The 12,323-nt window shown below is 57.5% G+C and carries 13 protein-coding genes; 5 read left to right on the top strand and 8 right to left on the bottom strand.

The window, feature by feature from the left end:
- Window positions 1–152: 152 nt before the first annotated feature.
- Both AC0V60_RS03705 and AC0V60_RS03700 read right to left on the bottom strand, forming a co-directional pair.
- Window positions 153–1,286, bottom strand: coding sequence for a glycosyltransferase (locus AC0V60_RS03705; protein ID WP_486177189.1), 1,134 nt, complete (start codon window positions 1,284–1,286; stop codon window positions 153–155).
- 11 nt (window positions 1,287–1,297) lie between these two features.
- The gene (locus AC0V60_RS03700) at window positions 1,298–2,161 is read right to left on the bottom strand and encodes an alpha/beta fold hydrolase (protein ID WP_486177188.1); all 864 of its coding nucleotides are present in this window, start codon (window positions 2,159–2,161) and stop codon (window positions 1,298–1,300) included.
- Window positions 2,162–2,229: 68 nt separating this feature from the next.
- Between AC0V60_RS03700 and AC0V60_RS03695 the strand changes: the two genes are divergently transcribed.
- Both AC0V60_RS03695 and astD read left to right on the top strand, forming a co-directional pair.
- Window positions 2,230–3,657 (top strand): protein adenylyltransferase SelO, encoded by a 1,428-nt coding sequence (locus tag AC0V60_RS03695; protein WP_486177187.1) that lies wholly within the window; start codon window positions 2,230–2,232, stop codon window positions 3,655–3,657.
- Window positions 3,658–3,779: 122 nt separating this feature from the next.
- Window positions 3,780–5,198 carry a succinylglutamate-semialdehyde dehydrogenase gene (gene astD / locus AC0V60_RS03690; protein WP_486177186.1) on the top strand — a complete coding sequence of 473 codons (1,419 nt, stop codon included), beginning with the start codon at window positions 3,780–3,782 and terminating at the stop codon, window positions 5,196–5,198.
- A gap of 18 nt (window positions 5,199–5,216) precedes the next feature.
- Here astD and AC0V60_RS03685 read toward each other — a convergent pair whose 3' ends face one another.
- On the bottom strand, window positions 5,217–5,945 hold the full coding sequence (locus AC0V60_RS03685; protein ID WP_486177185.1) for a hypothetical protein: 729 nt from the start codon (window positions 5,943–5,945) through the stop codon (window positions 5,217–5,219).
- 392 nt (window positions 5,946–6,337) lie between these two features.
- Here AC0V60_RS03685 and rarD point away from each other — a divergent pair, with 392 nt between their 5' ends.
- On the top strand, window positions 6,338–7,261 hold the full coding sequence (gene rarD / locus AC0V60_RS03680) for an EamA family transporter RarD (protein ID WP_486177184.1): 924 nt from the start codon (window positions 6,338–6,340) through the stop codon (window positions 7,259–7,261).
- Here the strand turns inward: rarD and pyrC are convergent.
- Entirely contained in the window at window positions 7,258–8,295 is a 1,038-nt protein-coding gene (gene pyrC, locus AC0V60_RS03675; protein ID WP_486177183.1) for a dihydroorotase, read from the bottom strand. The two genes, rarD and pyrC, sit on opposite strands and share 4 nt — an antisense overlap.
- Window positions 8,296–8,362: 67 nt before the next feature.
- On the opposite strand from pyrC, the gene AC0V60_RS03670 reads away from it, so the two are divergent.
- Window positions 8,363–9,250: an ATP-grasp domain-containing protein gene (locus AC0V60_RS03670; RefSeq protein WP_486177182.1), complete on the top strand. Its 888-nt coding sequence runs from the start codon at window positions 8,363–8,365 to the stop codon at window positions 9,248–9,250.
- The gene (ygfZ, locus tag AC0V60_RS03665) at window positions 9,247–9,972 is read left to right on the top strand and encodes a CAF17-like 4Fe-4S cluster assembly/insertion protein YgfZ (RefSeq protein ID WP_486177181.1); all 726 of its coding nucleotides are present in this window, start codon (window positions 9,247–9,249) and stop codon (window positions 9,970–9,972) included. Before AC0V60_RS03670 ends, ygfZ begins: the two co-directional genes overlap by 4 nt.
- On the opposite strand, the gene AC0V60_RS03660 is transcribed toward ygfZ, so the two are convergent.
- From AC0V60_RS03660 to rplU, 4 genes are all read right to left on the bottom strand, one after another.
- Window positions 9,962–10,573 (bottom strand): TetR/AcrR family transcriptional regulator, encoded by a 612-nt coding sequence (locus tag AC0V60_RS03660; RefSeq protein WP_486177180.1) that lies wholly within the window; start codon window positions 10,571–10,573, stop codon window positions 9,962–9,964. The genes ygfZ and AC0V60_RS03660 overlap by 11 nt on opposite strands.
- 33 nt (window positions 10,574–10,606) lie before the next feature.
- Window positions 10,607–11,191, bottom strand: a complete 585-nt coding sequence (locus AC0V60_RS03655) for a GNAT family N-acetyltransferase (protein WP_486177179.1) — start codon at window positions 11,189–11,191, stop codon at window positions 10,607–10,609.
- A 220-nt stretch (window positions 11,192–11,411) separates the two neighbouring features.
- Window positions 11,412–11,681 (bottom strand): 50S ribosomal protein L27, encoded by a 270-nt coding sequence (gene rpmA / locus AC0V60_RS03650; RefSeq protein ID WP_486177178.1) that lies wholly within the window; start codon window positions 11,679–11,681, stop codon window positions 11,412–11,414.
- Between the two features lie 15 nt (window positions 11,682–11,696).
- Window positions 11,697–12,176: a 50S ribosomal protein L21 gene (gene rplU / locus AC0V60_RS03645; protein WP_486179428.1), complete on the bottom strand. Its 480-nt coding sequence runs from the start codon at window positions 12,174–12,176 to the stop codon at window positions 11,697–11,699.
- Between the last annotated feature and the right edge of the window lie 147 nt (window positions 12,177–12,323).

Here is a 12,323-nt window from a genome sequence, read left to right as displayed (position 1 = left end):
GGCGGAGGTTCCTCGTTACTGTTATCGTGTCGTTAGCGGCGCTCTTTAAGGACCGCGCGCCTAACGTGCAATGCCTCACACGCTGGTTGCAAAGATGAACCCCCAAATGAAGCGCGCAAATTGAACGGCACGTGAAGCAAGGCTTGTTTTGATTACGCCTGCTTCATCGCTCCCCAATAGAGTTCGCGGTAAGTTTTCGTCATCGCTGCGCTATCAAATTGACTTTGCACCTTTTGCCGGTTTGCCTCCCCAATCGCGCGCCGCAAGGCCTCATCGTTTGCGAATTCGGCAAGCCTTTCCGCAAGCGGCCCAGCCCCTCCAGTAGCCACGATAAAGGGCCGGTTTGCATCCGACACCATCGCCTTGACATCGCCCACATCAGGCGCGGCAATCGGCAGTCCGGCGGCCATGGCCTCTGCAACGCTCAGAGGGAATTGCTCGCTTTTTGATGACAGCGCGAAAATGTCGAACAACCCGATGACTTTGGCAGGGTCCTGAAACGCGCCGAGCAAATGCACACGCGATTCCACTCCAAGGCGATGCGCTGTCTCCTCAATGGCCGCGCGCTCTGGCCCCTCACCAAGGATGACCAGCCGCCAATCCTGGGTGAGTTTTGCACACGCCTCTACCAGCAGGGAAAGCTGTTTCACCGGGCGAAGGCCTGCAAGGGTCCCAATCCACACCTCCCCTTTCTCTTTTGCAATCGGCAAAATGGAAGGGTCAGGCGCAGCGGCAAAGGCTTTCGTGTCGATCCCATTGGGGATGCGCACAACCTGTTTTTTCGGGCGGCGCCACACAGATAGAGCGATATTTTCAAGAACCATGCTTGGCACGACCAGCCTGTAAGCTTTTTGCAATGCCAATCTGCGCATCCAATTGCGGGCAGGTTTGAGGCCGCGGGCCTCATCTTCGTTAAAGCCATCCTCATGATGGATCAGCGGCGCAAGTTTAAGAGTTGATGCGAAAAGCCGGTGTGCAAGAACGCCGTCCATCGCGCCCCAATTGTAGGTGAGCACCAGGTCAAAGCCCTGCATCGCCTTTGCCAGCTTCCAAAGCCGCCAAGGCGCAGGCTTTCCGGTAAGCGGGGGAAAGGCCTCGGGAAATTCCGCAGCAACTGACGCATTAATGAGATCTCTTGCCGCCATCTGCTCAGGCTGGCCAGACACTATTGTGTGCTGGGCAGCATCGCCAAAGGCGTTCATGAGGCGAACCGCCCGCACCTCTTTGCCCCCGGCGGCAAAGGTCGAGTGCAGGTGCAATATCTTGGGCGCGGTCTTTTCCATCATCCCGCCGCGCGTCACACTTTTGCCAGAAGTGCATCAATAGCGCCAAGCGCCTCAGGCTCGCTCAGCATAGGCGCATGGCCAACGGTTGGCACCGTCACACTGGTCATAGCCGGATTGCGCCGCCCCATTTCAGCGACCGTTTCAGGCGAAAGAAGGTCTGAAAGCTCTCCGCGCACGAGCACCATGGGTACATCTTTTAAGGCATCAAATGCAGGCCACAGGTCAGCAGGAGCGGCATTGCCCGGCTGCTTGAAAGGCTCAGCGATCGCCATGTCATAATCATAGCTGATCCGCCCGTTCTGGCTCACCACCATGGTGCGCTTGGCCATCTCGATCCATGCCTCAAGATCGTAACCGGGAAAGGCGGCCGAATGCACCGATGCCATAGAGCGGGCCGCATGAAGCCAAGTGGGATAGCTGCGCCCCTGCCCTACATATCCGCCGATGCGCGCCAGGCCGGATGGTTCAATCTGAGGGCCTATGTCGTTCATCACAGCGGCCTCGATCCGCCCGGGCTTTGCAGCGGCAAGCAACATGGTCATGAGCCCGCCCATCGACGTGCCCACACAAATGAAGCGTTCAATGCCTTCTTGGGCCAGCAGTCTTTCAACATCGGCCACGTATTGCTTTGGATTGTAAGTGGAACTGTCAGTCGCATAATCGCTAAGCCCCCGCCCGCGCATTTCAGGGACGATCACGCGGCGAGAGCTTGCAATATGCTCGGCAAGTTCGGCAAAATCACGCGAGTTGCGGGTGAGGCCGTGCATGCAAAGAACAGGCGGCCCCTCATATCCTTCTGGCCCCGCATAATCGCGGAAATATAAGGAAAGCCCGTCAGCGCTTATCCAGTTCTTGTCTTGATATGAGTGGCCCATAAGAGGCTTTGTTTCCCGTCATTTATCCAGCGCTTGCGCCGCAGTGCTTTCACCCCCACTATCGCGTCATGAGCGATTTGACGCAAGCAGCCATCTATACCCCTGACCCCGCCATTGAGACGCTTGCCGATTGGCTTGGCTCTGAGGTTGAAGCAGCAAATTTTCCTGAAACGAACGTGCGGTTCCGCAATGACCGGGCAGCGGCCAGCGTCGGCTTAGGGGGCTTAAGCGATGACGAATGGGCCCAGCATTTCGGGCGTTTCCAACCGCTTGAGGGCAACCTTCCTAGCCCGCTTGCTCTTAAGTATCACGGACACCAATTCCGCGTTTACAACCCTGATATCGGCGATGGGCGCGGATTTCTGTTCGCGCAGATGCGTGGGGTTGATGGGAGGCTTATGGACCTTGGCACCAAGGGGTCTGGCACGACGCCTTTCTCTCGTGCCGGTGATGGGCGACTGACATTGAAGGGCGGCGTGCGCGAAATTCTTGCCACCGAAATGCTAGAGGCGCTTGGCGTCAACACCTCAAAGACCTTCTCGATTATCGAAACGGGTGAGAAACTGTGGCGCGAAGATGAACCCTCGCCTGCGCGCGCTGCCGTAATGGTGCGCCTGTCGCACTCCCACATCCGGATCGGCACATTCCAGCGGCTTTATGCGATGGAAGAGCAAGAAAAGATGGAGGCACTCATCGCCTATTGTCTTGATCATTTTCCCGGACAAAAGGTGCCCTTGGATGCGCCTGACCGAGACAATCCCGCCGTCGTTTTGATGCACAATGTGGTTGAACGCCTAGCAGACCTTGCCGCCAGCTATATGGTCGCAGGGTTCGTTCACGGCGTCCTCAACACCGACAATATGAATATCACCGGCGAAAGTTTCGATTATGGCCCCTGGCGCTGGCTGCCCGAGTGGGAGCCGGGCTTTACCGCCGCCTATTTCGATTACGCCGGGCTTTACGCCTTTGGCCGTCAACCCGAGGCGCTGCATTGGAATTGCGGGCAATTGGGTGTCGCGTTGCGAATGCTCGCCGAAAGCGGGCCGCTGGTCGCAGCGCTTGAGCGATATGGACCGCTATACCAGCAGGCGGTTGCCCGGCGCTGGTGCTGGCGCATTGGTATTGGGCAAAAAGGAGCTGAGCAAGACGCGCAAGTGGTTGCGCTTTGCGAGAAGGCCATGCGGGAGAGCAAAGCGCAGCCCGATGCGTTCTTCTTCGGCTTACGCCGCGCGCTTTGCGGTCTCGGCGGCGATGCCGCGAACTTTTTGGATGGAGAACTGGGCGAAGCACTTGCAGGCTACTCGCTTCTCGATAGCTCGCATGAATACTGGACAGACGACGTCCCCCAATCCATGGTCATCGACGAAATGGAGGAAATCTGGTCCGCGATCGAGGAGCGCGACGATTGGAAGCCTCTGCATGACAAGGTTGCTGCGCTCCGGCGAATGGGAGAGGCACATGGTAACATTCCAGTTCCATCGGGGCATAATCCATAGGCCACGTATTAACCATGAGCGCTTTTTCATTCTAATTGCACCGCAAAGCCACTAACGACACGATTCGAGCTGGCGTTCTTGAACATGGACGGCCGCAGGAATTCAGCAGGTAAAGACAGGCTATGGCTGAGACAGACACAGAGCTGGTTTCCTACGCTCCGGCATCGGGCGAAGAAGTCTGGCGCGGGCCGGTTGGCAATGTCGATGATGCAGTCAGCCGTGCACGCCGCGCTTGGCCCGCGTGGGCAGCCAAATCGCAAAGCCAGCGCATCGAACTCACCCGCCGCTTTGCCAATGAAGTGCGAACCGCTGCTGCTGATCTTGCCAATTTGATCGCGAACGAAACGGGCAAACCCTTGTGGGAAGCGCAGACCGAAGTCGATGCGGTGGTCGACAAAGTCGATATTTCAGTCAATGCCTACGCCGAACGCACAGGGCGCAAAAAACGCGACAGCGCTCTGCAAGGCACATCAGCGCTTCGGCACAAACCCCACGGCGTTATGTCAGTGCTTGGGCCCTACAACTTCCCCGCACACCTGCCCAATGGCCATATGGTTCCCGCTTTGATCGCCGGAAATGCGGTCATTCTAAAACCGTCTGAGAAAACGCCGGGCGTGGCGGCTGCATTGATGGAATGTTGGGCGCGCTGCGGTATGCCGGAAGATGTGGTGCAAATGGTGGTTGGCGGCCCTGAAGCAGGTAAAGCTCTGGTTGCGCATCCGGGTGTGGATGGCGTCCTGTTCACCGGCTCTGCGCAGGCAGGCATCGCCATCAATCGCAAGCTTGCCGCAAACCCCGGCAAAATAGTTGCGCTGGAAATGGGCGGCAACAACCCGATTGTAGTCACCGATACGCCGCTTATTTCGGATGCCTGCGCTCTCATCATCCAAAGCGCATTCGCCACCGCGGGCCAGCGGTGCACTGCCGCGCGCCGGTTGATCGTGACGGAAAGCATGTTCGAGCCGCTCATGGCTGAGCTCATCCCTCTGGCGCGCAAATTGGTAGTGGATGAACCTTTCGCTGATCCGCAGCCCTTTATGGGTCCGGTGATTGACAATGCGGCGGCAGAGGGGATTACGGAGAGCTTTGTCGCTCTGATGACAGGAGGCGGCAAGCCGCTGCTCCCGATGCGCCGGATAAAACCGCAGCAGCCATTTGTGACGCCCGGGATCATCGACACAACCGATATTCCCGATCGGCCGGATATCGAACTGTTTGGACCGCTTTTGCAAGTGATCCGCGTGCCCGATCTGGACGCTGGTATAGCAGAGGCGAACAACACACGCTTTGGCCTGTCCGCTTCGCTGATTGGAGGATCGCCCGAAGACTATGGCCGGTTTTGGGCGAACACGCGCGCTGGTATCATCAATTGGAACCGGCCCACCAACGGTGCCTCCTCGTCGCAGCCCTTTGGCGGGATTGGCCTTTCAGGCAACCACCGTCCGTCCGCCTATTATGCAGCCGACTATTGCGCCTACCCAGTTGCGAGCACGGAAATGGATCAACCGCGCGCAAACATCGCGATTGGCGTAAAAGAATAGCAGCGCGGGAATTTGATCCTAGCGGATCCAGTGAACCACATCGACTTCTGTGAGCCCGCGCGGCCCTTTACGGCTGTGCACGGCAAGCTCTTCGTTGCGCCATTCCCCGCGCAGCTGCGCTTCGGGCGCTGCAAAATGTTCCACATCAAAGCCCTCGCGCTTGGCCTTGTTGAAATGATATTCGAGCGCGTCGTTTACACTGACAGGGGTGTGATAGCGTACGATCCGAACCACACATCTGGCGGTGTCGACACCGGCGGCCTCCTGCACCATCCCATGCGGCATGACCGCTGATGTCGCTGGCATTTGGGTAGACCACAAAAGGCCTGCATCCATGCTCTCAACACAGTCCATGCGACCGCCTACAGCCTCGATTATGTCGCCTGCGTTGGTAAATGCGGCAAGCGAAACGGCTGTGTCATCATCACCTGGCAAGGGCAGGTTTTCGATCTGTCCGCCATTAAGCAGCTCAAGGCGCGAGGCTTCTCTCGCGCGCACTGCCGCGTCCTCATTCGCACCCATTGGGGGCAGCGGCTGGCTGTCATGAAATGCGATCACTGCATTCGACTGATTGCGCGAGGCGAGATCGGGGTCGGTCATCAGCGGATCGTTAAGAGCGCGCGCCAGAATGGGATCTTTTGCCAAAGCCGCACTAGCATAAGGCTGCTCAACAGCTGCATCGCTGCAAGCGCTGAGGCCGACCAGAACGAACAAAGGGGCGATGCTAAATGAAAGGCGGTGCGTCATGATGCACACCTTCCCGTCAAATGGTTAATTTTTGCTAAGTATGACCCGATTAGAGTCCCACATACGCAAGTTTACCTCAATCATCGTTACGCCGCAGCCCGAACGTGAAAACGCCCCCACACTCCTAAGGAACATGGAGACGTCTTCCACGGCTGGTGGTTGCCGCGCCCGGGCCGGTGGTGGATTTGGCCCAAGGAGGAGGAGAGACGCTCAACAAAGGAAATTGCGCGCCCCTCAATGTCTGTTCAGGTTTAGACTATGTTATATGAACACTTCGAGAGCCGGTCGTTAGCACGCGTTCATCTAAATCGGTGTTTTGCTGACACTGCGGATTTACCCCGAGGGCTAAGCTTGCGTGCCCACATTCGCGCGCCTAAGGGCGCAAGGCTCCGATGAACAACGAACCCTCCACCAACAATAAGGCGGCAGCCTCTCCCTCTGGCCTCCCCGCAGCGCTTGCTGCCTATACGATCTGGGGGTTCATGCCGCTCTACATCCTGCTGGTCTCTAGCGTGCCGCCGTTTGAGTTTGTCGGCTGGCGGATCATTTGGACGCTGCCTTTGTGCCTTATCATTGTCGCGTTTCGCCGTCAGTTTGGAGAGATCAAACGCGCACTTGGCTCACTTAAAACCGTGCTCGCGCTCCTTGCCAGCGCTGCGCTTATCGCTGCGAACTGGTTTATCTACACCTGGGCGATTATGGAAAATCAGGTCTATGCGACCAGCCTTGGTTATTATCTCAATCCGCTGCTTAATGTGCTGCTTGGCACGCTCCTCTTGGGGGAACGGCTAAGCAAGCTGCAATGGCTCGCGGTCGCGATTGCCGCTTGTGCAGTCGCTATGCTTTCGTCAGGCGCGCTCACGACCTTGTGGATCAGCCTCAGCCTCGCCTTCAGTTTTGGCCTTTACGGCATCGTGCGAAAGCAGGTGGATGTGGGCGCTTTGCCGGGTCTCGCCATCGAAACCATGATACTCATGCCCGTATCAGCGCTTATCGCGCTTTACTATGCGGCAAGCCCCGATGGCTCAACCTTTGGCAGAACAACCGAGCTTAGCCTTTTGCTGGTGCTGTCAGGCGTCGTCACAGCAATCCCGCTTCTGCTCTTCGCCATTGCCGCGCGGCGCATGGCGTACTCGACGCTCGGCTTCATCCAATATCTTGCGCCCACAATTGTATTCGTGCTTGGCCTTTTTGTCTTCGGTCAGCAATTGCGGACGGTGCAGCTTGCAAGCTTCCTGTTAATCTGGACAGCGATTGCGATCTTTGTTGCAGACCTTTGGTGGCGGACCCGCAAAGCAAGCGCCGTCAACGCCTAGCCAGCAAATTTCCAGCCGATCGTCTGGCCGCCATGCCACGGTACAATGGCCGAGCCCGCCAGCGCCAATTCTTCTGGCACCTCAACAGGCACCCGCTCCAGCGTAACCGTGTCTTCGTGGACCGGCAGGCCGTAAAACGCTGGGCCATTGCGCGAGGCAAAGCCTTCAAATTTGTCCAGCGCGCCCTCTTCGTCGAACACGGTAAGATAACTCTCGAGCGCATAAGGCGCACCGAAAATCCCCGCACATCCGCATGCGCTCTCTTTGTCGCCTCTAAAATGGGGTGCTGAATCGGTGCCAAGGAAAAACTTAAGGCTCCCCGATGTCGCCGCTTTGCGCAGCGCCTGGCGGTGTGTCTCTCGCTTGGCCACGGGAAGGCAATAGTTGTGCGGCTGAATACCTCCCACCAGCATGGCGTTGCGGTTGATATGGAGGTGCTGCGGGGTGATCGTCGCGCCCACATTGGGCCCGCACTGCAGCACAAAATCCACCGCATCGCTTGTCGTGATATGCTCGAACACAATTTTAAGGTCAGGGAAATTTGCAACGATATCGCGCAAATACCGCTCAATAAATTCCGCCTCGCGGTCGAAGACGTCGATATCAGGGCTGGTCACTTCTCCGTGGATGCAAAATACGATGCCCTCATCGCTCATCCGCTGAAGCACGGGATATATTTTGCGCACATCGGTGACGCCGTGGGCCGAGTTGGTGGTCGCATTGGCCGGATAGAGCTTGGCAGCGGTGAACACACCGCCGTGCGCGCCTCGCACAAGGTCATCAGCATCCGTATCATCCGTGAGGTAACACACCATCAGTGGCTCGAATTCCATGCCCTCTGGGACGGCGGCAATGATCCGGTCGCGGTAATCCGCTGCCATCTCGGCGGTTGTCACAGGCGGGGTTAGGTTTGGCATCACAATCGCCCGGCCAAATTGGCGAGCGGTGTATGGCACGACGCCGCGCATCACGTCGCCGTCGCGGAAATGGAGGTGCCAATCATCGGGGCGGCGGATGGTGATCCTGTCTGTCATACACCGGCGCATAACGGCGCGCGCGGGGGTTTCCACCCCTCAATCCGCAGACTATTGGCGTGAGACTATGGCCCACATCGTATTTCTCGCCTGCGAGACAACTCTTCCCGGCTCTCAAACCCGGCGCGAGGATGCCTTCGAACACGACAATATGATTGCAGCGATCACCCCCGCGTTAAAGGCAAGAAACTGGGCTCTGAGTGTGCTTGACTGGGAAGCGCCATTGGAACGCTTTGAAGACGCCGATCTTGTCGTACTGGGCACCGCTTGGAACTATGCGGACAAGGCCGGGGCATTTCTCGCCAAGATTGAGGCGCTTGAAGAACGAGGTATCAAGGTCTGCAATCCGGCAAATGTAGTGCGCTGGAACATCTCCAAGACCTATCTCAAAGAGCTGGGCGAGAGCGGCGTGCGCACAATCCCCACGCTTTGGGCCGACAGCCTGGATGCTGATGGGGCGGAGGCTGCGATGGATGAACTGGGATGCGAGAAGCTGGTCGTCAAACGCCAGATTGGCGCAGGAGCCGAAGGGCAGGACTTGCTCAAACGCGGACGGGTGCCCGATGATTGGCGCTTCGATCATCCGGCAATGGTCCAACCGTATCTTTCAGCAATCGCGAAAAAAGGTGAGCTTAGTTTCTTGTTCTTCGGCGGCAAGTACAGCCACTGTGTACGCAAAATGCCCGCAGTGGGCGACTATCGCGTCCAATCGCTCTATGGCGGGACGGAATTGACATATGAGCCAAGCGCCGAAGAGCAGGCACGGGCCCGTGCGATCATAGACGCTCTTCCCTTTAGCGCACCGCTTTATGCGCGGATCGACATGCTTGAAGGGGATGACGGCGCGCTGATGCTTATGGAAGCAGAACTCATCGAACCTTATCTCTATCCTAAACAAGGGCCGCAAATGGGTGAGAATTTCGCCTATGCCATCGCGAAAGAACTGGAATTATGAGCGCTACCTATCTCAAAAGCAGAGCAATTATCCGCATGCATGCCGATGAACAGGGCGAAGACGTTCGCGGGTTTCTCCAAGGCCTTGTGACCAACGATGTAAGCGGCGATCTGCCTGTCTATGCCGGGCTGTTGTCGGCTCAAGGAAAGGCGATGTTCGACTTTTTCGTGTGGGCCAGCGGAGATGATGTGCTGCTCGACTGCGAGGGGTCTGTCACAGACGACCTGATAAAGCGCCTCTCGCTGTATCGCTTGCGCTGCAAAATCACGATTGCGCGCGATGACACCCAAGGAGTGCACTGGTCACGCGAGGCGGTCGAAGGCGCAGGTTCCGACCCCCGCTTGGCCGAATTGGGATACCGCTGGCTGGGTGACGCGAAGGGCGCATCAGCAGACGCAGATTACCTCGCCCACCGCCTGTCGCTCGGAGTTCCCGAAGGACAAAGCGAACTTGGCGACATCTTGTGGCTAGAGACCAACGCGGTTGAGCTATCGGGCGTAAGTTTCGAAAAAGGGTGCTATATTGGGCAGGAAAACACCGCACGTATGAACTGGCGGCAAAAGGTCAACCGGCGGCTTGTGGTGGTGCCTCTGGCGCAATCACAAGAAAAACGGCAACGTGCAGCATACCCGGAAATTGGTCTAGCGGTGGATCATTTGCGCGTGACTGATCTCGATCCAGTGACCTTGCCCGATTGGCAGGCGGCGGGGATTAACGAATAGCCTTCTCGCCGTAATGCACGGCCATGGAGGATTCCAGATTGGCCGCCGCGCGGTCGCGCGCTGCATCGCGCGGCAAGCCCAGCGATTTTGCCAGAGCCGCCCCGATGAGCGCATCGCCCAATGCCAGCAGGACCAAGCTGAGTGTGTCTTTGTGAACGTGCATCGGGTCGTCTGAATGATCCAGAGCCTCTTCGGGGGCAATTTCATCGACCAGTTCATGAATGGTGCCGATAATCGGGTTGAGCGCATCCTCATTGCCCGTAAGCAGCATCCAAGAGGTCAGCGCGCCTGCCCCTTCGCGGTCGAAAGCATCGAATGCCAGATCCACAACCTCACGGGCCGAACCCAGCCCCGCACGGCTTGCCCGGACTGCCTCGATAATGGTTTCACACACGGTTTTTGCCAAATGCTCAGCCAGAGCCTTTTGCAAGCCTGAGGCTGAACCAAAATGGTGGAGCAAATTGGCATGTGTACGCCCAATGCGCGCTGCCACAGCTTTGAGCGTCACCGATTGCGGACCCGTCTCAATGAGCAGCGCGCGCGCCGCCTCAAGGGCGAATTTGCGCGATTCTTCGGGGCTTAGTCTTTTGCGAACAGTCATTAAGGCGGTTGCTAGGGGATTTGCTCCGAAGGCTCAAGCCGCGCTCAACTGCGTTAGTACAGGCTGTGACGCCCTCAACTGCGATTGGACAGGTTGTGACGTGCGGTAGAGGTTCAGTGCAAATTCAGCGCTCATCGCTGCTTCTCCGCGTGCGCACGAGTGACGCTCAATCATGCGGCCCGTGGGTTCAAAGCCAAGCTTCGCTAGCACTGCGCCCGAAGCGGGATTGTCGAGGAAGTGCGATCCGAAGATCCTCGGATATCCAAGCGCCCGTGCAATACTCAGCACTGCGCGGCCAGCTTCGGTGGCATAGCCCTTGCCCCAGTGCTGCCGGGTGATCCAATAGCCTATCTCGACCGCGCCGGGGTATTCCGGGCCCTGAGCGTCGAGGCCTATGCAACCAACAACTTGAGCATCGCGCGCAGTGGTGATGAGGAAACGCGGCTCAGACGGCGCAGGCACTCGCGAAGCGAACTCGCGCGCGTCTTGCTTGGAGTATGGCCACGGCGCACGGGCCAAATTGCGCACCACGCCTTCATCCGCAATGCCGCCATAGACGGCTTGCCAATCTTCGGGCCAAATCGGTCTTAGCAGTAAACGGTCGCTGCGATGGAACAAGGAACCTCTCCTATCTCTCTTCCCTTCGGCTTTTACCGGAAGTGCATGACGTTTGCACTACAGCCGAGCAGGAGTCGGAAAATTGCGAGGGAAAAACGACAAAAGGGAGTCGGGCTCCCCTAAACTGGGGTGGCCCTTCTCCCTCTGAGTGCCGAATGTTTCATCGGTTAGGACCGTCCCAGTTCCCTTTCGGGTGGACGATCCGGTTGAGATCGTCCGTTTATTCGGCTGCTTCCGCCATAACGTCTACAGAGACATATTTGCGCGATTGCTTGCCTGTGTGAAATCGGACCACGCCATGCTCGAGCGCAAATAGGGTATGGTCTTTGCCCATGCCCACATTGTTGCCCGGATAGAACTTGGTTCCGCGCTGACGCACGATGATGTTGCCAGCAACGACAGCTTCGCTACCAAATTTCTTCACACCAAGGCGGCGACCGACTGAATCGCGACCGTTACGTGATGAACCGCCTGCTTTCTTATGTGCCATGGTTCAATACCATCCTTATTCTTTATCAGCCTTAGGGGCCGCTGTTTTAGCTGGTGCTTTCTTAGCCGGTGCCTTTTTGGCAGCTGGCTTTTTCGCAGCTGGCTTCTTAGCAGCCGCTGCTTTCGTTTCGGTTTCTGCCTTAGGCGCTGCTTCCTTTTTAGGAGCGGCCGCTTTCTTTGCAGGAGCCTTTTTCGCGCCAGCACCCACATCAGTGATGCGCAGGAGCGTCATCTGCTGACGGTGCCCTGCTTTACGGCGGTAGTTGTGGCGGCGACGCTTTTTGAAAACGACGACCTTCTCGCTCTTTGCTTGAGCGATAATCTCAGCCGAGACGCTCACTTTCGATGCGTCAGCGATCGTCTCGCCTTCGCCAGCGAGCAAAACGTCGCCCAAAGTGATCGTGTCGCCGGCTTCTCCGGCGAGCTTTTCAACGGCAATTTTGTCTCCAGCGGCAACCCGGTACTGTTTGCCGCCAGTGCGCACTATCGCGAACATGGCTAAATACTCTCGTTTCTTTGACTGTCCGATTGACCTTGGAATATCCAAGCCCACCGGACCACCCAAACGCTTAAGTTTGGGAAGCGCAGCCACAAAGCCGCGCCTGAAGGAAGCGTGCCGGTAAGGGAAAGGGGCATTTAAGTC

The sequence above is a fragment of the Erythrobacter sp. S259 genome (genome assembly GCF_057364965.1).
This window is presented reverse-complemented; position numbering and strand designations above follow the sequence as displayed.

What these genes read in the sequence shown, in the direction of transcription:
- AC0V60_RS03705 (WP_486177189.1), bottom strand. Translation starts at nt 1,286, where the DNA reads ATGATGGAAAAGACCGCGCCCAAGATATTGCACCTGCACTCGACCTTT.
- AC0V60_RS03670 (WP_486177182.1), top strand. Translation starts at nt 8,363, where the DNA reads ATGGCCCACATCGTATTTCTCGCCTGCGAGACAACTCTTCCCGGCTCT.
- rplU (WP_486179428.1), bottom strand. Translation starts at nt 12,176, where the DNA reads ATGTTCGCGATAGTGCGCACTGGCGGCAAACAGTACCGGGTTGCCGCT.
- pyrC (WP_486177183.1), bottom strand. Translation starts at nt 8,295, where the DNA reads ATGACAGACAGGATCACCATCCGCCGCCCCGATGATTGGCACCTCCAT.
- AC0V60_RS03695 (WP_486177187.1), top strand. Translation starts at nt 2,230, where the DNA reads ATGAGCGATTTGACGCAAGCAGCCATCTATACCCCTGACCCCGCCATT.
- rpmA (WP_486177178.1), bottom strand. Translation starts at nt 11,681, where the DNA reads ATGGCACATAAGAAAGCAGGCGGTTCATCACGTAACGGTCGCGATTCA.
- AC0V60_RS03685 (WP_486177185.1), bottom strand. Translation starts at nt 5,945, where the DNA reads ATGACGCACCGCCTTTCATTTAGCATCGCCCCTTTGTTCGTTCTGGTC.
- astD (WP_486177186.1), top strand. Translation starts at nt 3,780, where the DNA reads ATGGCTGAGACAGACACAGAGCTGGTTTCCTACGCTCCGGCATCGGGC.
- AC0V60_RS03700 (WP_486177188.1), bottom strand. Translation starts at nt 2,161, where the DNA reads ATGGGCCACTCATATCAAGACAAGAACTGGATAAGCGCTGACGGGCTT.
- ygfZ (WP_486177181.1), top strand. Translation starts at nt 9,247, where the DNA reads ATGAGCGCTACCTATCTCAAAAGCAGAGCAATTATCCGCATGCATGCC.
- rarD (WP_486177184.1), top strand. Translation starts at nt 6,338, where the DNA reads ATGAACAACGAACCCTCCACCAACAATAAGGCGGCAGCCTCTCCCTCT.
- AC0V60_RS03660 (WP_486177180.1), bottom strand. Translation starts at nt 10,573, where the DNA reads ATGACTGTTCGCAAAAGACTAAGCCCCGAAGAATCGCGCAAATTCGCC.